We start from the raw sequence: 19,526 nt of genomic DNA on the forward strand, positions 1-19,526 counted from the left end.
TACTATTTAAATTTGCCAGGTAAAATCCGATCGAGAATTTCTCGCAGGTCTTCTTTTCGATCCAGTTTTTGTCCGATAAAGTAGCCTGTCCCAATAAACACAATGAAAACTAGCGTGTTCCAGAAGCCTACTATCAAATAAATGATACCAAAAAGAAAACCAGCCAGAACTCCTAACAGTTTCCCCTTATGTTCCCATAATAACTCCCAAAGCATCCTATTCACCCTCTAATCCAACTTTCTGTTTCGAACGGCGACATTATTTTCCTTTGAGACGACTTCCGTTACCACAACAGTCACCTCTGCGATGTCAACGCCAGCGATGCTTTCCACTTGCTGTTTTACTTCGGTTTGCAACGTTTGCGTCATTTCAGGAATTGGGGACTCACCATCTACAGTGATTTTCAAAATGATCGCATTCCCGTTTTCCATGGAGCGAATTGTGGTGGTAAGATCGCGAACCCCACGAACCTTTCGCCCTGCGCGTTCTGCAATCGCTTTGATTGTTGCAAAGCTGATATTTACCATTCCATTCTCATTGCGTTGATAAATCCCTTTTTCTTCTCGTACCCTTCGCTGTGGAAACGCACTGAAAATAAACCGAACGCTAATCACCAAGAAGATGACAGCTACAATTAGATAGGGAATGTTAATCATATCCGCATTATACAATTCACGAAGCACCGCTTCTACATAGTACGGCTGAATTAGACGAGTAATGACACCAATCGCAATAATTGAGCCCGCTGTGAGCGCAATACTGTAAATTGTTAGGATAAACCGGTCAAAAAGATTCATGCGCGCCTCTCCTTTGTAGGAAACATCAACCAGCAAAGAACTCTGATCAGCATGCTCGACCAGTAGGAAAAATGCCCCCTAAGCTGGGGGCACTCCTAATAAGGTTTATCGAACCCGCTGATATTCTTCCGTTTGTGTAGCAGGTGGAGTTGCTGCTGGTTGTACTTTTTCCTCGGATTTTAATTCAACATCGATGATATGTACATTTACTTCCACCACTGATAGCCCAGTCATCGCTTCAATCGCGTTTCGCACGCTATCTTGAATGTTTCGAGCTACCTCGGGAATTCGATGGCCGTATTTTACGATAATGGAAACGTCAACTGCTGCTTCTTTGGAGCCTACTTCTACACGAACTCCTCGGGCTGCGTTTTTTTTCCCTAACTTTTCAACGAAATCTCCAACCAATCCACCGCTCATATGGGCAACTCCCTCAACTTCAGCAGATGCCATACCAGCAATAACTTCCAAGACTTCGGGAGCGATCTGGATTTTTCCAAGCTCTGATTTTGTCTCTTCTGCATCTATGAATTCCACGCTTCGCACCTCCCTTTTCAATTACACCTCATTATAACAGCGGGGTGTGATTTTTTGCAAACATCCTAGAGATCATTCAAATGAAGATCGTATGTCTCTAAAAATTTTGTATCAAATTGTCCACTGATAAAAACATCATGCTCTAATAATTTTAAGTGGAAAGGAATTGTCGTATGAACGCCTTCGATCATTAATTCCTGCAAAGCGCGCTTCATGCGCTCGATCGCTTCCTCACGCGTTTTTCCCCAAACGATTACCTTGGCAATCATGGAATCATAGTAAGGCGGAATCGTATATCCAGGGTATACAGCGCTATCAATTCGAACACCAAATCCACCCGGTGCTAGGTAGCCCTCAATTTTACCCGGTGATGGCATAAAGCCTTTTGCCGGATTTTCAGCATTGATACGGCACTCAATGGACCAGCCGTCCAAGACGATATCGTCCTGTGTAAAGGACAATTGGTTGCCATATGCAACATTGATTTGTTCTTTAATAAGGTCGATCCCTGTAATCATTTCAGTTACCGGATGTTCTACTTGAATACGAGTATTCATTTCCATGAAGTAGAATTGGCCGTGTTTGTCCAATAGGAATTCTACCGTACCTGCACCATGATAATTTACAGCTTGAGCAGCAGCTACAGCAGCCTCTCCCATCTGTTTGCGCAGCTCTTGACTTAGCGCTGGAGATGGAGCTTCTTCGACTAATTTTTGGTGGCGTCGTTGAATGGAGCAGTCACGTTCTCCAAGGTAAACCACATTACCATGCTTATCGCCCATGATTTGAATCTCCACGTGCCGAGGACCTTCAACGAATTTTTCTAAATAAACGCCAGCATTTCCAAATGCGGTTTTTGCTTCATTTTGAGCTTGACGAATTGCTTTCTCTAAATCCTCGTCATCTACAGCTACTCGCATGCCTCGACCGCCGCCGCCTGCCGTAGCCTTGACCATAACAGGATATCCTATCTCTTTTGCCGTATCCAAAGCTTCAGCAATGCTTTCGATCAGCCCGTCCGTACCCGGTACAGTAGGAACCCCTGCACGCTTCATGGTATCTTTAGCTGTGGATTTATCTCCCATACCAGTTATTGCTTCTGGATCTGGTCCGATAAAAGTGATGTTACAAGCCGAGCAAATCTCAGCAAAATCAGCATTCTCTGCTAAAAATCCATATCCCGGATGAATCGCATCTGCTCCCACTTTGGTCGCAACACTCATGATACTTGCCATATTTAAATAGCTGTCTTTCGAAGCAGTAGGTCCTATACAGTAAGCCTCATCCGCGAGCTTTACATGCAAGGCTTCTCGATCTGCCTCAGAGTATACAGCAACCGTTTGGATACCTAATTCGCGGCATGCACGGATAACGCGCACGGCAATTTCACCGCGGTTGGCAATGAGAATCTTTTGAAACATCGCGTTCTCCTCCAATTATTGTGCCTTTACCAAGAATAAAGGTTGACCGTATTCTACTAGTTGTCCATCTTCTACTAGGACTTTAACGATTTCGCCAGTCACTTCTGCTTCGATTTCATTAAATAATTTCATTGCTTCTACAATACATACAACCTTATTTGGCGTAACTCGATCACCCGGATTTACATAGACTGGTGCTCCTGGTTCTGGAGATATGTAGAATGTACCTACCATTGGAGAAACAATTTTATGCAAATTAGCCTCATTTTCTACTGATGGAGCCGCAACAGCTGGTGCTGCAGGAGCTTGTTGTGGTGCAACAGCAGCTTCCATTTTCGGTGCGTGTTGCTCGGCTGGAGCTGATGTATAAGCAACAGGCTCAGTGCATACAACAACTGGTTGAGATGCTTCTACTCCGCCGCTTTTTTTAATAGAGAGCTTAGAGCCATCCGCCTCAAGCTCAAATTCTTTAATGGAGGATTGGTCCAGCAATTTGATAATTTCACGGATCTCATGCAGTTTAAACACTACCTAGCACCCCTTTGTTCATTCAATAATTCAGCTCTTTTGTCGATTAGAATGACGATTATGATTGCATGTTATGAGCTGGTCATAAAATTTATGGTAACTTTTTGTCACGCGAACGTCAAGAAAGGATTTCTTTCTCATTCATAACTAATTTCGAGAAAGAAATCCTATTTCCCCCTTAGGGTTGAAAACTAACTGTAATATTTTTGCCTGGAACATTTAAATGTTGTTTGGCAAGAGCAATCAATTTAATTGCTTCCTTTGAATCGACCTTATCCTTCTGCACAATAATGCTGACGCTGTCCTTTTGGGTATTTACTACGCAATCCTTATAGCCCTTTGTTTTGATTAGCTCTTCTAACGCTAGTGTTTGTTGCTCAAGCGTGGATAATTCCTCTAAACGTGCATTTGCTTCTGCTATCGCTTGAGGAGTTGAATTGGAGTTGGTCATAATAGCTGTTTGCTCATCCTTTTGCAATTGGGTCATCGCTTCTCGTTTCAGCTTATATCCTTGGAAAACATCGGCTGATTCTGGTGCAGGTAATGTCGTCGTATCGGGTGCTGTGGCTGGAGTTTTATTGGCGGCTTTTTGATTCGGCTTCTCAACATCTTTGCCAGAAGACTGTGCTGTAGCTTTATCTACTTCACCTTTGCTTTCAACAGGTTTTGCATCTTGCATTGGCTGGTCTAATTGCTTGGTATCTACTTCAATCCCTGTAATCGATTGATCTTCCTTTTGTGCTTCTTTATGATCAGTGGTTGCCGGCACCTGATCATTTGGACCTTTAACCATATAATATCCGGACAACACGACCATTACCGCAAGCATTGTTAACAACCAGACTGTTTGTTTACGTAAAATCATTTGAAATCCCTCCTACTATTTTTTGGGCAAAATAGAAATTTTATAAGCAGGTACTTCTAATGTTTTCTGCACGGCTTCTGTAATCCACGCTTTCACCTGAATGTTTTCGGCTCCTTTTGCTACAACCAGCACTCCTCTCACTTTAGGTTTTAAGGTTTTCACTACGACAGGCTGTTCTTGTTTGGAACCATTCATGATCACTACCTGTTCGTTGCGGGATTGGTCACTTTGAGCGCGAGTCGCTTTTTCTTTATCGGTTTCATTTGTAGTGGCTTGTCGTTGTTCTCGATTTTTCTCTACCACCACTTCCGGAGTCGAATCGAGATTCACCATCACTTCTACAGAGCCTACTCCTGTTACCTTTTCTAAAATATCCTTGAGCTGGGTCTCAAAACGATTCTCGTATTCCCGAATTAAATCGCCACCTGTTGCATGAGAAGAGAAAGCGGGAGCACTTTTAACCGGATCATCAGGAGGCTGTACAGAACTATAGGTACCTTCTTGTTCTCGTGCTATATCTGGGGTGAACGACAAAAAATCTGTAAAGATCATGAATGCCGCCCCTAAGCAAAGCAGGATAATAAAATAATGAAGCGGCTTCATCTTTTTTGGCTCGTCCTTGGATTGAATCAGTTTCTTTAATGAATTCAGCATAATGGGTCCCCCTTTCAGATACCGCCCAATCAGCGCTTTTCCGCTTCCCGTTTGGGAGCAATTATTTGGACCTGCTTTATTTCCACACCGCATTCCTTGGCAAGATACGCCGCAATCTCTGCATGAAGCGGGTCTTGTTTTGCCACCGAAGCAGAAGCTACAACGGCTTCATCCTTTCTCTCACTTCTTTCTTGTTGATTATTTAGATTTATTTCAACAGATTGGATCGGCGTAATTTTTTCAATAGGTGGATTTATCCCTTCCTTCCGTTCTTGCCGGGCTTTATTTGTAGGAGGTTGATCGGGCCCAATCGTTGCCGTAATTTCTTTTATTGCTTGTTCTCTGGTGCCATGCGATGCAAACCGAATCGCTACATCTGAGAGCGTCACTCCAAAAGTCAGCTTTACCTTTTCAGCAAGCAGATTACTTAATTGTGAGGAGACATATTGGTTCATTTGATCATCTTTAGCTTGAATTAATTTCTGGGTTAATTGCTCCCACTGTGACTGTTTCTCTTGCTTTTTCTTGTTCTGCTCGTTTTGGTACATGCCAATTTTTGTGGCTATTTCATCTGGAGTAATTTGAAATATAGAGAAGACTGGCGACATGATTGTTAGCAAAATAATAAGACCCATCACCATTTTCACGTATTGCTGTATCTTCGTATTGGGCAGAATAAGATCCAGAAAGGCGGCTAACAACACTAGCAGAACAACCTTTCGCAACCAGAGATTCAACCATTCCATTTCATTTCACCTACCGAACCATCAAGGATATGTTTCCAGCTGCAATAATGATGGTGATGGCTAAAAAGAACATCAATCCAACTGTTGCTAGGGCTGCAAAAACATACAGCAGACTTTTACCGATTGTACCTAGTGCTTTGATAATCGGGCTATTTCCCAACGGTTGCAGTATCGCTGAGGAAAAATTATAGATAAGGGCCAATATCAGAATTTTCATAGCTGGAAAAGCACATAAGAGGAGCAGGATGATCACACCAGCCAGTCCCACTGCATTTTTAACAAGAACAGAAGCACTTACGACGGTATCTGCTGCATCCGTGAACATTCGCCCTACCACAGGTACAAAATTACCTGTGATATACTTTGCTGTGCGAATCGTGACCCCATCTGCCATTGCTGTGGTAGCTCCCTGAATGCTCAAGATGGCAAGAAAGATTGTTAAAAAGGAACCCATCACTCCCATGGCTACATTTCGAAGCAAGATCGCGAGCTGTGTTACTTTATATCTTTCTGAAAATAGACTCACAATAGACAGCATGGCTGAGAGAAATAAAAGCGGAAAAATGATCGTGGAAATGAGAAACCCGCTTATATTGATCATGAAGACAATAATAGGATGGAACATAGCTGCTGAGGCCATGTTACCCATGGAAGCAAGCAAGGCAAGTACAAGCGGTATCATGGCAAGCATAAAGTCTGACATCCCTTGAATGGCATCCTTGGCATAGGTAATCGCCACATGAAAGCTATTCATCGCAAGCACCATCAGAACCAGATAAGCAATAGCGTAAGCTACGACGGATACTGTATTTTTTTCAAAAGCATTTTGCATGGATTCTAGTAGCATCGCGAATACCGTAATGATGATGATCGAGCTGAGTAGCTTCCCATTCATCAGAATTTCATGAAAGAAGAATTTTAAAATACCTTTAAGCATCCCTGATGGTGACAAACTGCCATCCTCCATCAGCAGTTGCATGAAGCCTTTTTGTTTCAGATCTGGCAGGTACCCCTCATACTGGTCCAATGTCTTTTTCCAAAAAGTCTCAATTTGTTGTAGATTTAAATGCTCCGTCTGCTGCTTGACCATTTTTTCTACTGGCGAAAAATTCTCGGGATTTGATGATGCTGCGATGGCACCATTTGCAAAGAATAGCAGAAGAAACAGGAGCAAGAGGGTACATCTGTGCGCCATCGTTCATCCTCACCTCCCTTTAAGCAGGCAGTAAATTGACGACTGTTTCAATAATGATTTGAATAATGGGAACAGCCATGACAAGAATTAGCACTTTGCCAGCCAATTCAATTTTGGAGGCGATTGCCCCTTGTCCAGCATCTCTTGTCACCTGCGCTCCAAATTCGGCAATGTAAGCAATCCCAATAATCTTTAGAATCGTGCTAAGAAACACAAGATTGAGGTCTGCATGGACAGCTAACTTTTCTAAAACACGAATAACATCAGATATCTTTCCAATTAAAAAGGTAAAAATGATGACACCGCTTACGATAGCCAATAAAAAGGCGAATAAGGGTTTTTGTTCTTTGATAACAAGGGCGAGAAGCGTTGCTACTAAGCCCAGACCGACAATTTGTACGATGTCCAACGGCTCCTCACCCCCTAATTAAAAAGGAAGACTCGTTTGACCTCGGTAAATAAATCACCTAGATAATGCGCTACCATAAACAACACAATGATAAATCCGACCAACGTCGCCCATTGAGCAATGTCTTCCTTTCCTGAGGCTTTTAGCACCGTCTGAATTATCGCAATGATAAACCCAACGCCGGCAATTTGAAACACTGGAGTCAAATCAAAGCCCACGCCCCACACCTCGCTCTTACATCATTAATATGACAATGAGAAGTCCGCCTAAAAATCCTAAATTTTTGTACATTTTTTCATACTTGAGCTGTTCTTCCTTGGCCTCTTCTTCTAAACCTCGTAAATGAAAGACTGTTAGTTGCAGATGTTTCTTCTGGTCCTCTCGATCAGAATTTCCCATCACATAGCCTAGGTTCTTTAAAATTTCCTTCTCCTCTTTTCGCAGTGCAGTTAAGCTCCACGTCTGCTCTAATGCGGTTTGCCAGACCATTTGAGTGGATTCGCCTGCATTTGTTTGCAATAGCTCACTAGCCCGCTTGTACAGATTCCCAATGCTGTGGGTCACTCGATCAGAAATTTTTTCAAAGGCTAGCGAGAGGGGCGTAGCTCCATACACGATCTCCGTCTCTAGCATTTGCAAGGAGTGAAGCAAAGCTCTTAATTCTTTCACTCGGTCGCTATAACGCTTTCCGAGCTGGATACCAATGAGAGAGGCTGACACTAGCACTACAATGGCTGCCCCTATCTTAAGCATATGACCTTCTCCTTTTGAATCGATCGCAAGTGTTCATCGTATAGTCCATCCATTGTGCCAGCTCCGTGCTTGCGACTAAGAATCACGTACCTTTTAAAGACCCTTTCCTTGATTAAACGAGAAATCGTAGGCCGCTTCGCGATATCTTCAAGCGAAATTCCGTGAGCGCTGCATAACACTCCCACCCCTGCATGCAAAGCCTCCCATATCGCTTCGCTGTCCTCCTGTCTTCCGATTTCGTCCACCACAACCAGGTCAGGTGACATGGAACGAATCATCATCATCATTCCAATCGCTTTCGGACAAGCGTCCAACACATCGGTGCGCGGCCCTACGTCTCGTTGAGGAATACCATTGTAGCATCCAGCTATTTCGGAGCGTTCGTCCACAATCCCTACTTTTTTGCTAGAAGACCACTCATTCCCGTAACTAATGCTTCTTGCCAAATCACGAAGTAATGTTGTTTTGCCACATTGAGGAGGCGAGATCACCAATGTTGATTGGAATTGCCCCTGATCAAATAAATAGGCTAGAATGTCCCTGGCAACTCCCTTTTTCTCGCGGGCAATCCTTATATTAAAACTGGTAATATCTCGAATTCCTTTAACATCTCCATGCTCTAACACCACCCTGCCGGCGATACCGATACGATGTCCTCCGACAACCGTAATGTAGCCACGTCTTAATTCTTCCTCCAGCGCATAAAGCGAGTGCTGACTAATCTGATTAAGCAATTTCACGCTAGAATCCTCACGAAACATCCACCCTTGGCGAAAATTGGCTGTTAGCTGGCCTGAAGGTGTTACATAACTAGCCTGATGTCCGTAACGAATCTCGATCGGTAAATTTTGTCGTAGTCGAATCTCTTCTACATGTTCTTGCACGTTTACAGGCAGAGCGGCTATCACGGCACGAATCTCTGTCGGCAACAAAGACAAGATATGTTTCATAAAGTCTCCCCTTTGTCCACTCAGACTTATCTCATCCTATGCAGGAAGGGACAACATTTATGACTATCAAGCCAAGGAAAACTAGTACAACTTTTTCCCTTACTAGAGTGACCTACTCTTATGCATGTAGAAGTGAACTAGGAAGGGTTATAAACATCCCGATGTGAGCGATTGGTTATTTCATAGGAATGATAGCCCTCAGGATCAACCTCTTCTTTCACCATTAAAACCTCTCTGCATTGAGGACATTCTAATTCGTGGACATGTGAAACGGTCCCTTTTCTATCTGTATCGTGTAGCGCTTCGTAATAATACGCTTCGTCCGAGTCATCCAAATCGGAGAATCGCTCTCTGTAATTCATCGCTTCTTGATAGTCTTCGTATACCGTTTCATAAAATTCATCATCATCGTATAACAGGTACTCCAGATCGGTTAAATCTTCGTCTACAGCCTCAACATATTGTTCACATTCTTCTACACGTACATGGATCGTTCTCATTTCCGCTACCAAATCATCACAAAGCTGTACAAGTCTGTACAAGGCTTTTTCTTCCAACCCTGCTAGTTCTGGGTCCAGTCCCTCCAGTAATCCTTGTAAATAAGCCAAATGCTGTTCCACATGTTCCATATGAATACCTCCTCACGTATGCTAGTGGGTAGTATTCCCCAGAACCCTCAAGCACTATTTACTTTTTACGCCAATCAAAATGCAAGTTACCCCAATAAAAATCCATAGTATTTTCGTAAGTGATAATTTGTCAGATATACCTACCATTCCAATCGTTGTTGTTGTGAGTAAGATTAAGGGACCAATCAACGCTAAGCTGGAATTATAGATCAATGCTTTTTCAACTTGGTTTACCTTAAGGATGAGCAAGGCTACAATAATTTCCATACTGCCGGACAACAATCGTAGGGACGCCATCCCAATAATTGCCTTTTCCCACATGCACGTCTCTCCCTTCTCTTACCCACTCTATGCAACTTGTCCGCTGTTATGTCCTTTTCGCAATCAAAAATAGATAGGCTTATACCCCTTCGACCATGTAGACACAGACTGCATATGGTAAAACAAATGCCTATGGATTGGAGAGAGCTTACGAATGGAAAAAGAGACTGCGTTCTGGCCGACTCAATGGGTAGATCCATCCTGTACCCGAGAATGTAAGCCACGTCATACCGGAATTACCATGGTAATAGACAAAGGATTAGGCTTGCACGCCATGAAAGATTTGCTACACACTGCTTCCTCCTACATTGATATTTATAAACTAGGCTTCGGAACCTCTGTTCTCTATCCTTTTTCTGTGCTAGAAGAAAAGCTAACATTAGCTCTCTCTCTAGATATTGCGATTATGCCGGGCGGAACCTTTTTTGAAATAGCCTATACACAGGATGGGATTAAGACATATCTGGAACGAATTCGCGATGCTGGATTTAACGCAGTAGAAATTTCAGATGGAAGTATGCCTATTTCCACTCAGGAAAGGCATGACGCGATTTCGATGGCTAGAGAAATGGGCTTTCGCGTATTTTCAGAATATGGTCAAAAGGCGAGTACCTTCCGTGCTGATCAGGAAATGCTCCTGTCAACACTCGTGGGAGACGTGAATGCTGGTGCCGACTATGTCATTGTAGAAGCACGTGAAAGCGGTAATGTGGGAATTTATAACAAACAAGGCGAAATTGATTCAGAATTCGTACGTCAAGTCATACAACAAGCCTCTACGCTAGCAACTAGGCTAATCTGGGAAGCTCCGCAGAAACCCCAACAGGTCGGCTTGTTAAAGACAATCGGACTTGACGCTAATCTAGGAAACATTGCTCCTGTAGATCTCTTATCTCTTGAAACTCTGCGTCGTGGGTTGCGTGGTGATACCGCCTATCAGGTATTAGAAGACAGGAGAAGATTGGTATGCGAATAGAGCTGGTCCCCACCGTTGAAGAAATACGAGTAGAACAGATCATCCATCGAACCGTCATCGTCATTGATGTACTCCGCTCCACTAGCACGATTGTCAGCGCTCTGGCTCACGGTTGTCGGTCCATTAGTGCTACTGAGACAATTAGGCAAGCACTGGCTCTACGGACATCTGAATCTATTCTAGCTGGGGAACGCCATTGCAAAAAAATCACCTCGTTTGATGAAAATAATTCTCCGATTGCTATGAAAAAGGTAAATTGGGAACAGACACCTCATCTAGTGTTAACCACTACAAATGGTACCCGTGCCATGCAAAAAGCCGAGAAGGCTGAGAATTTGTATATCGCTTCTTTTCTAAATGCATCAGCTTGTATAGCTCAAGCCCTTCAATTAAAACGCGATATCACCTTATATTGCTCTGGGACCCGAATGGAATTCGCTCTAGAGGATGGTCTGTGTGCTGGCTACTTAGTGGAGGAGGCGAAGCGTTTTCTCCCCTCCATCGAGGTATGTGATTTAGCGGAAGCAATGCGAGGAGCCTATCAGACATTTGCTCCTTCCCTCTTACAAGTGATAATGAATAGTAAAACGGGAAAACGTCTACAGCAGCATCATTATCAGGAAGATATCGAAATGGCTAGTCAGCTCAATCTTTATAAAATCGTTCCAGTATGTAAGGAAAAATGCATACTCCCCCTGCTTGGCTCATAAGTTTGAGAGGAAGACACAGGACAGGGGTTCGATGAAGAATGCATGTCACAAGCGGTGAAATTATGTTGGTAGTACTCATCATTATTGGCCTGATTGGTCGTTCTCCTATCATTGCTACCGCAGCTAGCTTATTGTTGGTCTTAAAATTAACTTCGTTAGAACGCCTATTTCCGACTGTGGAGAGACGTGGTCTGGAATTGGGCCTTCTCTTTTTAACCGTATCCGTTCTCGTGCCGTTTGCCAGTGAAAAGGTATCGCTTAAGGATGTAACTCCACTGTTTACCACCGTTGTTGGGATTATGGCATTGATAGGGGGGATATTAGCTACCCATCTAAACGGAAAAGGACTGGATATGCTACGTGCTGACCCTCAGTTAATTGTAGGTTTAGTTATTGGTTCTATTATTGGGATTGTATTCTTTAGAGGAGTGCCTGTCGGTCCTTTAATGGCTGCTGGTATAACAGCTTTTTTCATGAAACTATTGGACTGGATAGGCAAAGCAATGTGAGGGTTAGTTATGACAAGAAAAAGGTAAAAATACACCCGCTTATCTGACGTTGGTTCTTAGGAGCTCGGTTTGTCTCTTCTAAGCTTTCCAATGCCATAGGATCGGGTGTATTTTTGTATGATCAGCTACATGTTTCTATGAGTTTATCGCACTTCTACTTTTCCTGTAATGGCGTTTAAATAAATATGTTTATCAGCATTCTCTTTTGTGCCTATTGAAACGTAGATTAATTTTGGCTCTGACAATTTCTCTCCATCGACTCCCTTCAGGGTATATGCTAATTGAAGCGGCATGACTTTGAGGTATTCCTGTACAGCCTCCTTTACTGGAACTACTTGACTCTTATCGGGCAGAACAATTTTGTCCTTCCATTGTGTAAGATTTTGGAATCCATTAACCTTTCCCGTAGACGGGTCAACAGAAACCTGATAAGCCAAATCAGGATATTGTTCGATAACCGGTACACCATCCTGACTCTTAAAGAATGAAAAATGCCAGTTACCTGAATTTACAGGGTTAGCCTCTTGCGGCTCTAGAATTTGGCTAATTTGTACTTCGGTAACCCCTGGATCTACGTATTTTTCCAGAGTAGCGATCGCTTCCTTTAAGGCGTCTTGTTGAGAAACGGTGATCTTACCATCAATTCTGGGGATATATATTTCCTCCACCTGACCTGTTTTGGCATTCGTAACCACCTCAAGGCGCTTCTCATTGTTTGTTTGCCATTGGAATACATGCTGTTTTGCCCCAAACCTAGATTTCCCTTCCCTCTCACTCACTGGAAGGCCAGTTACCTTCACTCCAAATTGATCCGTCAATAGACGCGCCGCTTCTTCCTTCGTTTTGATCATCGTTGGTTTTACGGCTTTGAGTCTGATTGGCTCATGTGTCATACGACGATCATAATCAATTCCATTATTACCCATTCCATGCTTTACTTTTCCAGTACCTGCATCTATATACCAGTTAAGTGTGCGAATTTCACCCATTTGTACATGTGAAACGGTTGGAGTATAGTCAAGCAACGGGCGTTCTTCGATTACCTGATGTGTTTCTGGATCACGCTTGACTACTGAACGCTCAATGTAGCGTAGTTTCATATTTTGCGTTAATGCTTCTTCCGCTTTTTTCTGAGAAATTGCTTTTGAACGATCAGGTAAACTAGCTAGGTCGTACAAGCCTGTTGCTCTGGAGTAATAAGTGATACGTCCTGCTTTATCTACCACAACGGTAAGATTATCCTCTAGTACAGGCAATCCGTTGTAAAAGCGCATGTAGCTAGCTCTGTCAACTGTTCCTTCCTCTTGATAATTGGTAAAATCGTCTCCAAGCATATGCTGTAAAAATAGATTCGCTTTTTCATTCATCAACGACTTTTGTGCCCATTCAACATTCTCATTTCTTGGGCTTTCCAGTCGGTAGTTTTTCAATAATTCGCCTTTTCCCTCCGTTCTGATCATTACCGTATTTCCTTCTTTATCAGCATTCGCTAATGAAAAATGGTATCCAGAGGACTCTACCTCTTTGTTTGTCAAAGCTGCTTCGGTATTTAACTCAGGAATGGCTTCCTTCAGCTTGATAAGCATCGCTTGCTCTGCTTTGTTAAGCTCCCCGTAGGAAACAATTCTCCCGGAACCATCCACCCATACTGATAGCTTAGCGAAAGGAACAGGTTCTCCATTTTTCATCTGTTGATAGGAGACATTCATTCCTTTCACATCCAACTGTAGGTATCCACTTTGTGGTGGCTTTATCTCACTTATCGCAATCTGCTGATATTCTTCACTATGATCACCGAGCAGAGATTTCAAAAATAAATCCGCTTTTTCTTTAGCGATCTTTTTGGATGGAATTTGCTCAGAGGAATCTCCCTTAAACCACTTAAATACTTCTACACTCCCAGTTTCCTTGTTGATAGCCACCTTCGCAAGCTTACCATCCTTTGCTCGTAGCTGAACATTAATTCTGTTATCCGTTGTTTCCCTGATGTTAACCTGATAGCTACTTAAATCAGGGATTGCTTTTTGAAGGGACTGTAGAGCTTTCTCAACGATGGCGTTCGTCTTTTTCTCCGTCAAAGCAGTTGCCGACTGTTTCAACATCTCCTGTAATCCTGCAGGTGTCAATTTCCATACCGTTATCGCCAAAGCAAGACAGGCTACTGCTGTGGCCACTGTATAAAGTCTGCGATGACGTTTGCTCACACCCCTGCTGGCCTTGTCTTTAATCCTTTTTTCTAAATCAGCGGTAAAACGCACATCCTTAGCTGCATTCCGGCTTACAGTCTGGACAGATTCACGAAACTCTTTTTCTACATCCATTCTACTCCCTCCCTTTCTAATAATGACTTAAAGCTCTTTCGTGCCCGATGTAGCTTCGTGCGAACGGCCTCTGCGGATATTTCAAGCACCTGCGCGATTTCCTTTACTGTAAAATCCTCATAGTAATGCAGTAAAATAATCTGCCGGTACTGAGGAGACAATGACATAACCTTCTCTGCCATTTCTGCCTTTGTCAGTTTGCCAATTACCGTCTCCTCTACTCGTTGTTCGGTTTTTTCATATTGATTATGAAGAACATCTTCTTTTTTGAAGGTAGAGAAAATTCGCCGAAAGGACCATGAACGCAAGTATTTTTTTGCTTCGTTAATAGCAATTCGATACAGCCACGTTTTTACATTACTTTCTCCTCGAAATGAATGTAGCCCACGAAAGGCCTTTAGAAATACCTCCTGTGTGATATCCTCCGACATATTACGGTCTTTTACGATGAGATACACCAATTGAATAATTCTCTCTCCGTACTCTGCCATCAGGAATTCCAGATATGCCTCTCTCGTCATAGCAAGATCCTGATCCGCCTGCTTTATATCCTCATACACAATGAAATGCCTCCCCCTTTTCGTTTTGTATGTCTATTTGATCCCGCTAAATCAAAAGCATGACAGTTAATTGTAAAAATTTTATTGATGATGTAAACGTGAGAAACAAATGGCTAGAAAAGGGGATACCTTCGCCTTGCATTTTTCCTTGAATGGAGGAAAATTTCAAACAGTTAGATATTTCCGTTTACCAGTTAGCGCTACCGTAAAAGTAGGGATCGTTTCTCAATCTCCCACAGGTGAAGGCTTAACCAGTGATTTTGCTTTTCTCCAGCTTGAACGAATTACATTACGTGACATTCGAGCAGAGAAATAATAAAAAAACAAGCCCTAGATTCCTTCAAACTAGAGGCTTGTTTTCATGTATTCCTTAATGATGCTAGCATCAGACAGCAAAAAAACTACCGAAAATCGGCAGTTTCTCTTTGCTATTCTGTGTAGTTATTTTACTTATGCACGAGACACGTACGCTTGAGTACGAGTATCAATGATCAACTTGTCACCTTGGTTAACGAACAATGGTACGTTTACGATAAAGCCAGTTTCCAACGTTGCTTTTTTAGAAGCACCTGTAGCTGTATCACCTTTAATACCTGGTTCTGTTTCTGCAACTTCCAATTCAACTGTGTTTGGAAGCTGGATACCGATCGTCTCACCATTATATTGCATGATTTGAACATTCATGTTTTCTTTAAGGAATTTCAACTCATGCTCAATTTGTTGTTTGGTAAAAGTGATTTGCTCATACGTTTCTGTATTCATGAACGTATAATCATCACCGCTAGCATACAAGTATTGCATTGTGCTTGATTCAATACGAGCAGGGTTTACTTTTTCTCCACCACGGAAGGTCATTTCCGTTACGTTGCCATTGCGCAGGTTACGCAGTTTGGAACGAACGAATGCCGCACCTTTTCCTGGTTTTACGTGTTGGAATTCAAGTACTGAATAAATATTACCGTCAACTTCAATAGTTAAACCAGTGCGAAAATCGTTTACAGAAATCATGCTTTTCCTCCTAAATATAACTCAACCTTACATAGTATAATTTATACCGGCAAAATCAGCAACTCTTTTGGAGTTTTGTTCAGAATCTCGATTCCATTTTCAGTTAATACCACATCATCTTCAATACGTACTCCACCAAGGCCCTCGACATAAATGCCAGGCTCAATTGTTATCACCATACCCGGCTCAAGCACCGTATCTGAAAGCATCGAGACTGCAGGCGCCTCATGGACGTCCATTCCTAAGCCATGACCAGCAGCATGACCGTAGTAATCCCCATATCCTGCTTCTTTAATGATATCACGCGTCAATGCATCTACTTCTTTACCGGTCATCCCAACCTTTACCCGATTCACACCTTCCAGCTCTGCCCGTAACACAATCTCGTAGATTTCCTTCATCTTCGGATCAGGTTCGCCAACAGCAAAGGTACGTGTCATGTCAGAGTGATAACCCTTATAATGTGCCCCAAAATCAATCGTTACCATATCTCCGGCTTCTATCACTTTTTCACTAGCACGACCATGCGGCAAGGCCCCGCGTTTTCCTGAAGCTACGATGATATCAAAGCCGGAGCCTTTTGCCCCGTGCTTACGCATATAGTATTCCAGCTCACTGGCTACGTCTATTTCACGAATTCCCGGTTTAATCATTTTGATCACATGGGCAAAAGCAGCATCAGATAATTGGGCTGCCTGTCTCATAATAGCTATTTCCGCTTCGTCTTTGTATAAACGCAATTTCTCCACAAGACCCTTCGTAGCCACTAACTCTACATGGTCTAACGTCTGCTTCCAAGCTTCAAAGGTCGCATAGCTTGTATGTTCCGCCTCAAATCCAACCTTTGCTACCTTCATATCTTGGAGCACTTGTTTTATCGTCGGTAATGCTTGACGTTTATTATTAATGACTTCAAAACCTGTACATTCGTTCGTGGCTTGTTCGATATAGCGAAAATCTGTTACAAATTTAGCTTGGTCCAAAGATACGATTGCCCATCCTGTGGAACCACTAAAATTACTAATATACTGACGATTTACTTCGCTCTCAATAATGAGTGCATCTACATTTTGTTCCTTCAATACAGCTCTTAGTTTTTCCAAACGATGTGACATCATGATCTCTCCCATTCTGGTTGACTTCTATGTACTTCTGTTGTGTTGCAAATGGCGAACCATGGCCCGTAATGCCCATTCGTATCCATCGTTACCCAGCCCGACAATCTGTCCTAACGCTACAGGAGCAATGACAGACGTATGACGGAACTCTTCGCGCTTGTGAACATTGGAGATGTGAACCTCAATCAGAGGCAACGACACACTGGCTACTGCGTCACGAATCGCATAGCTATAGTGAGTAAACGCCCCAGGGTTCATAATAATCCCATCGTATACATCTCGTGCATCATGAATAGCATCGATTAATACACCTTCATGATTGGATTGAAGATGTCCAATTGAGACATGCAGTTCATTTGCTACCTCTTGCAAATGCGCTACAATATCTTCTAACGTATCCTGGCCGTAAATAGTAGGCTCACGTTTCCCTAATGCATGTAAATTGGGTCCATTTAATACCAAGACAGAGATCATAGTTGGTCATCTCCCTTCCCCCTTAATCTCTGTCTATCTTATCATATTCTTTTCATTGCTACATTATTGGTCTCTTACGTTTTTGCTTCCTCGATATCAAATCTTGCCGCTACAATACTCATCCCAATAAACATCCCTATTGACATAAACCAGAAAAATTCTGTACTCCAGACACCCCATCCCCAGCGATGCATATGAAAAAAATACCCAAATAAATAAAAAAACGCAATTCCATACAATGCCCCAAGCCACCAATTGTATAGGTTTCCAAAAACAAAGCTATATACCAAGCATCCGACAAAAATAATTAGAAATAACATAACTACTCCCAAAGCTAGACCTGCGTAGGAATTCTCTCTAGCTTTGCCAAGAAATGGACGTGCAAAGACATAGAGCCCGTAAGGAGTAAATTGAAAGAAGTGCATCAGGATACGAAGAATACTCCAGATCAACGTTCCACATATCGAAAATTCTAAAATGGTCTTCGCCTGGATCGGTTTTGCCTTTAATTTTTTATCAGACGAGGATCGATTTTTGGGTTGCTGCTCTTCAGATTCCTCTGTTTTTAGCCGTTGTTGTTTCGAGATAGTTGCACTCACGTTAATCACCTCGGTACTAGTATGGCTATATCTAGGAAAAACATGAAATATTTCATTGCGAAAAGTACCTTGGAACATTAGGTGGCAGAAGGATATAACTTTCGGTTACAATAGAAATAAGGATGGTGATTAAATTTGAAGCAACAAAATGTGCCAGCATATGGCGGGCAAGCCGTAATAGAAGGCGTTATGTTTGGCGGTAGAAAAGTGACCGTAACCGCCATCCGCCGAAAGAATCAGGAGATTGAATTCTTTGAAGAGCCTAAAAAGACGATCGCATGGGTGAATAACCTGAAAAAAATTCCTTTTCTTCGCGGTATCGTTGGATTGATTGAGGCAAGTGCCAGCGGAGCTAAGCATCTGAACTTCGCTTCTGAACAATACAGCATGGAATCAGATGATGAGGCAGATAAAAGCTCTGGTCCATCTAAGATGACACTAATATTAGGCGTCGCCGTGGTAGGTGTACTTTCTTTTCTAGTTGGTAAAATTTTATTTACGGTTGTACCAGCTATACTTGCAGGCTTTCTATTTGGTAAATGGGTTCCGGCTGGTGTGTGGCAAAATTTAATTGAAGGCGGAATTAAATTCTTCCTGCTCATCGGCTATATTAGCTTGATTGCCCAAACACCATTGATCAAACGCTTATTTCAATATCACGGCGCTGAACATAAAGTGATTAATGCGTATGAGGCTGGGGTAGAATTAACAGTAAAGAATGTGCAAAGTTTTTCCACCCTACACTACCGTTGTGGCAGTAGCTTTCTCATTTTTTCCATTATTGTCGGGGTGTTTGTATACTCCTTAGTTGATTACCATACAATGTGGGATCGTGTTGTTCAACGGATTATCTTGTTACCAGTGGTAATTGGCGTTTCGTATGAGGTTTTACAAGGAACCAATCTATTGCGAGATATTCCAGTTCTTCGTTTCTTGGGTTATCCTGGGCTCTGGTTGCAGCGCATCACGACAAGAGAACCTGATGATACGCAAGTGGAAGTAGCTATTGCCTCTTTTGAAAAAATGAGGGAACGGGATCAAGAATTTATGAAGAATCAAAACCTTGCTACCACCGGTTAAGTAACCTATCTTAAAGAGGTGAAGCTAGTGAAAAGAGGCTTTCTTTATCCGGTTTTTGGGGTAATCATGCTGTTGGCGGTTGTAGGATTTACAACCCAATTTCTACAGAACCCCGGTACAATGATCGCGTTAATTGCCTTTTCTGCTCTTCTGTTGTATCTTGCGCGTAATTTTTTGAAAACAGGCAAGTTCATGCCGCGGTTCACCAAAAAAACGCCTAAGGTCAGACCAATGAAACCAGGATTAAAGCGATCTGTAACAGCTAATCGTCGCCCCAATCCCTTTCAGGTTATTGAAGGCAGTAAAGGCAGTAAAAAAGACAAACGTGATAAAACGAAACAAAATAAGCCGAAGATGTATCAGTAA

At 42.5% G+C, this 19,526-nt stretch carries 27 protein-coding genes; 6 read left to right on the forward strand and 21 right to left on the reverse strand.

Going from position 1 to position 19,526, the window contains the following annotated elements; genetic code table 11:
• Positions 1-2: 2 nt before the first annotated feature.
• The 15 genes from O0550_RS17565 to O0550_RS17635 form a co-directional block, all read right to left on the reverse strand.
• Entirely contained in the window at positions 3-215 is a 213-nt protein-coding gene (locus O0550_RS17565; RefSeq protein ID WP_003337889.1) for a DUF2273 domain-containing protein, read from the reverse strand.
• 12 nt (positions 216-227) lie between these two features.
• A complete protein-coding gene (amaP, locus tag O0550_RS17570) occupies positions 228-797 on the reverse strand; it encodes an alkaline shock response membrane anchor protein AmaP (RefSeq protein ID WP_003337890.1) in 570 nt (189 codons plus the stop codon).
• Positions 798-902: 105 nt separating this feature from the next.
• Positions 903-1,334 carry an Asp23/Gls24 family envelope stress response protein gene (locus tag O0550_RS17575; protein WP_003337891.1) on the reverse strand — a complete coding sequence of 144 codons (432 nt, stop codon included), beginning with the start codon at positions 1,332-1,334 and terminating at the stop codon, positions 903-905.
• Positions 1,335-1,399: 65 nt separating this feature from the next.
• Positions 1,400-2,755: an acetyl-CoA carboxylase biotin carboxylase subunit gene (accC, locus tag O0550_RS17580; protein WP_003343914.1), complete on the reverse strand. Its 1,356-nt coding sequence runs from the start codon at positions 2,753-2,755 to the stop codon at positions 1,400-1,402.
• Positions 2,756-2,770: 15 nt separating this feature from the next.
• The gene (gene accB / locus O0550_RS17585; RefSeq protein WP_003343916.1) at positions 2,771-3,283 is read right to left on the reverse strand and encodes an acetyl-CoA carboxylase biotin carboxyl carrier protein; all 513 of its coding nucleotides are present in this window, start codon (positions 3,281-3,283) and stop codon (positions 2,771-2,773) included.
• A gap of 178 nt (positions 3,284-3,461) precedes the next feature.
• Positions 3,462-4,148: a SpoIIIAH-like family protein gene (locus tag O0550_RS17590; RefSeq protein WP_003343917.1), complete on the reverse strand. Its 687-nt coding sequence runs from the start codon at positions 4,146-4,148 to the stop codon at positions 3,462-3,464.
• A 15-nt stretch (positions 4,149-4,163) separates the two neighbouring features.
• On the reverse strand, positions 4,164-4,802 hold the full coding sequence (spoIIIAG, locus tag O0550_RS17595) for a stage III sporulation protein AG (protein WP_003337895.1): 639 nt from the start codon (positions 4,800-4,802) through the stop codon (positions 4,164-4,166).
• Positions 4,803-4,831: 29 nt separating this feature from the next.
• Complete coding sequence (gene spoIIIAF, locus O0550_RS17600) at positions 4,832-5,548, reverse strand: stage III sporulation protein AF (protein WP_022585086.1); 717 nt, start codon at positions 5,546-5,548, stop codon at positions 4,832-4,834.
• Positions 5,549-5,558: 10 nt separating this feature from the next.
• The gene (spoIIIAE, locus tag O0550_RS17605; protein ID WP_003343920.1) at positions 5,559-6,743 is read right to left on the reverse strand and encodes a stage III sporulation protein AE; all 1,185 of its coding nucleotides are present in this window, start codon (positions 6,741-6,743) and stop codon (positions 5,559-5,561) included.
• Between the two features lie 19 nt (positions 6,744-6,762).
• Positions 6,763-7,152 (reverse strand): stage III sporulation protein AD, encoded by a 390-nt coding sequence (gene spoIIIAD, locus O0550_RS17610; RefSeq protein WP_003337898.1) that lies wholly within the window; start codon positions 7,150-7,152, stop codon positions 6,763-6,765.
• Positions 7,153-7,166: 14 nt separating this feature from the next.
• Complete coding sequence (gene spoIIIAC, locus O0550_RS17615; RefSeq protein ID WP_258426986.1) at positions 7,167-7,370, reverse strand: stage III sporulation protein AC; 204 nt, start codon at positions 7,368-7,370, stop codon at positions 7,167-7,169.
• A gap of 16 nt (positions 7,371-7,386) precedes the next feature.
• Entirely contained in the window at positions 7,387-7,905 is a 519-nt protein-coding gene (gene spoIIIAB / locus O0550_RS17620; protein WP_003343923.1) for a stage III sporulation protein SpoIIIAB, read from the reverse strand.
• Positions 7,893-8,855 carry a stage III sporulation protein AA gene (gene spoIIIAA, locus O0550_RS17625; protein WP_258426951.1) on the reverse strand — a complete coding sequence of 321 codons (963 nt, stop codon included), beginning with the start codon at positions 8,853-8,855 and terminating at the stop codon, positions 7,893-7,895. The genes spoIIIAB and spoIIIAA overlap by 13 nt, the downstream gene beginning before the upstream one ends.
• A gap of 137 nt (positions 8,856-8,992) precedes the next feature.
• On the reverse strand, positions 8,993-9,484 hold the full coding sequence (locus O0550_RS17630) for a CD1247 N-terminal domain-containing protein (protein ID WP_003337903.1): 492 nt from the start codon (positions 9,482-9,484) through the stop codon (positions 8,993-8,995).
• Positions 9,485-9,538: 54 nt separating this feature from the next.
• A complete protein-coding gene (locus tag O0550_RS17635) occupies positions 9,539-9,805 on the reverse strand; it encodes a YqhV family protein (protein ID WP_003337904.1) in 267 nt (88 codons plus the stop codon).
• A 154-nt stretch (positions 9,806-9,959) separates the two neighbouring features.
• Here O0550_RS17635 and comA point away from each other — a divergent pair, with 154 nt between their 5' ends.
• From comA to O0550_RS17650, 3 genes are read left to right on the forward strand one after another with little or no spacing between them, the layout of a single operon-like run.
• Positions 9,960-10,781: a phosphosulfolactate synthase gene (comA, locus tag O0550_RS17640; RefSeq protein ID WP_163244278.1), complete on the forward strand. Its 822-nt coding sequence runs from the start codon at positions 9,960-9,962 to the stop codon at positions 10,779-10,781.
• The gene (locus O0550_RS17645) at positions 10,772-11,491 is read left to right on the forward strand and encodes a 2-phosphosulfolactate phosphatase (RefSeq protein ID WP_258426952.1); all 720 of its coding nucleotides are present in this window, start codon (positions 10,772-10,774) and stop codon (positions 11,489-11,491) included. Before comA ends, O0550_RS17645 begins: the two co-directional genes overlap by 10 nt.
• Positions 11,492-11,529: 38 nt before the next feature.
• The gene (locus tag O0550_RS17650; protein ID WP_003337908.1) at positions 11,530-12,000 is read left to right on the forward strand and encodes a DUF441 domain-containing protein; all 471 of its coding nucleotides are present in this window, start codon (positions 11,530-11,532) and stop codon (positions 11,998-12,000) included.
• A gap of 143 nt (positions 12,001-12,143) precedes the next feature.
• Here the strand turns inward: O0550_RS17650 and O0550_RS17655 are convergent, their stop codons facing one another.
• Both O0550_RS17655 and O0550_RS17660 read right to left on the reverse strand, forming a co-directional pair.
• Positions 12,144-14,321 (reverse strand): YcdB/YcdC domain-containing protein, encoded by a 2,178-nt coding sequence (locus O0550_RS17655; RefSeq protein ID WP_258426953.1) that lies wholly within the window; start codon positions 14,319-14,321, stop codon positions 12,144-12,146.
• Positions 14,312-14,881, reverse strand: a complete 570-nt coding sequence (locus O0550_RS17660; protein WP_003343938.1) for a sigma-70 family RNA polymerase sigma factor — start codon at positions 14,879-14,881, stop codon at positions 14,312-14,314. Before O0550_RS17660 ends, O0550_RS17655 begins: the two co-directional genes overlap by 10 nt.
• Positions 14,882-14,990: 109 nt before the next feature.
• Between O0550_RS17660 and O0550_RS17665 the strand changes: the two genes are divergently transcribed.
• Positions 14,991-15,197, forward strand: coding sequence for a DUF1349 domain-containing protein (locus O0550_RS17665; RefSeq protein WP_258426954.1), 207 nt, complete (start codon positions 14,991-14,993; stop codon positions 15,195-15,197).
• Positions 15,198-15,331: 134 nt separating this feature from the next.
• Here the strand turns inward: O0550_RS17665 and efp are convergent, their stop codons facing one another.
• The 4 genes from efp to O0550_RS17685 all read right to left on the reverse strand — a co-directional run bounded on the left by efp (position 15,332) and on the right by O0550_RS17685 (position 18,080).
• Positions 15,332-15,889, reverse strand: coding sequence for an elongation factor P (gene efp, locus O0550_RS17670; protein WP_003337912.1), 558 nt, complete (start codon positions 15,887-15,889; stop codon positions 15,332-15,334).
• Positions 15,890-15,930: 41 nt separating this feature from the next.
• On the reverse strand, positions 15,931-17,004 hold the full coding sequence (locus tag O0550_RS17675; protein ID WP_035318889.1) for a M24 family metallopeptidase: 1,074 nt from the start codon (positions 17,002-17,004) through the stop codon (positions 15,931-15,933).
• 27 nt (positions 17,005-17,031) lie between these two features.
• Positions 17,032-17,481 (reverse strand): type II 3-dehydroquinate dehydratase, encoded by a 450-nt coding sequence (aroQ, locus tag O0550_RS17680; protein ID WP_003337914.1) that lies wholly within the window; start codon positions 17,479-17,481, stop codon positions 17,032-17,034.
• 74 nt (positions 17,482-17,555) lie between these two features.
• Positions 17,556-18,080 (reverse strand): YqhR family membrane protein, encoded by a 525-nt coding sequence (locus O0550_RS17685; RefSeq protein WP_258426955.1) that lies wholly within the window; start codon positions 18,078-18,080, stop codon positions 17,556-17,558.
• Positions 18,081-18,215: 135 nt separating this feature from the next.
• Here O0550_RS17685 and O0550_RS17690 point away from each other — a divergent pair, with 135 nt between their 5' ends.
• Positions 18,216-19,160 (forward strand): DUF1385 domain-containing protein, encoded by a 945-nt coding sequence (locus O0550_RS17690; protein WP_003343947.1) that lies wholly within the window; start codon positions 18,216-18,218, stop codon positions 19,158-19,160.
• A gap of 27 nt (positions 19,161-19,187) precedes the next feature.
• Positions 19,188-19,526, forward strand: coding sequence for a TMEM14 family protein (locus tag O0550_RS17695; RefSeq protein WP_003343949.1), 339 nt, complete (start codon positions 19,188-19,190; stop codon positions 19,524-19,526).

Origin of the sequence: Brevibacillus halotolerans (assembly GCF_026891775.1) — a bacterium.
GTDB classification, from domain to species: Bacteria; Bacillota; Bacilli; order Brevibacillales; family Brevibacillaceae; genus Brevibacillus_B; species Brevibacillus_B halotolerans.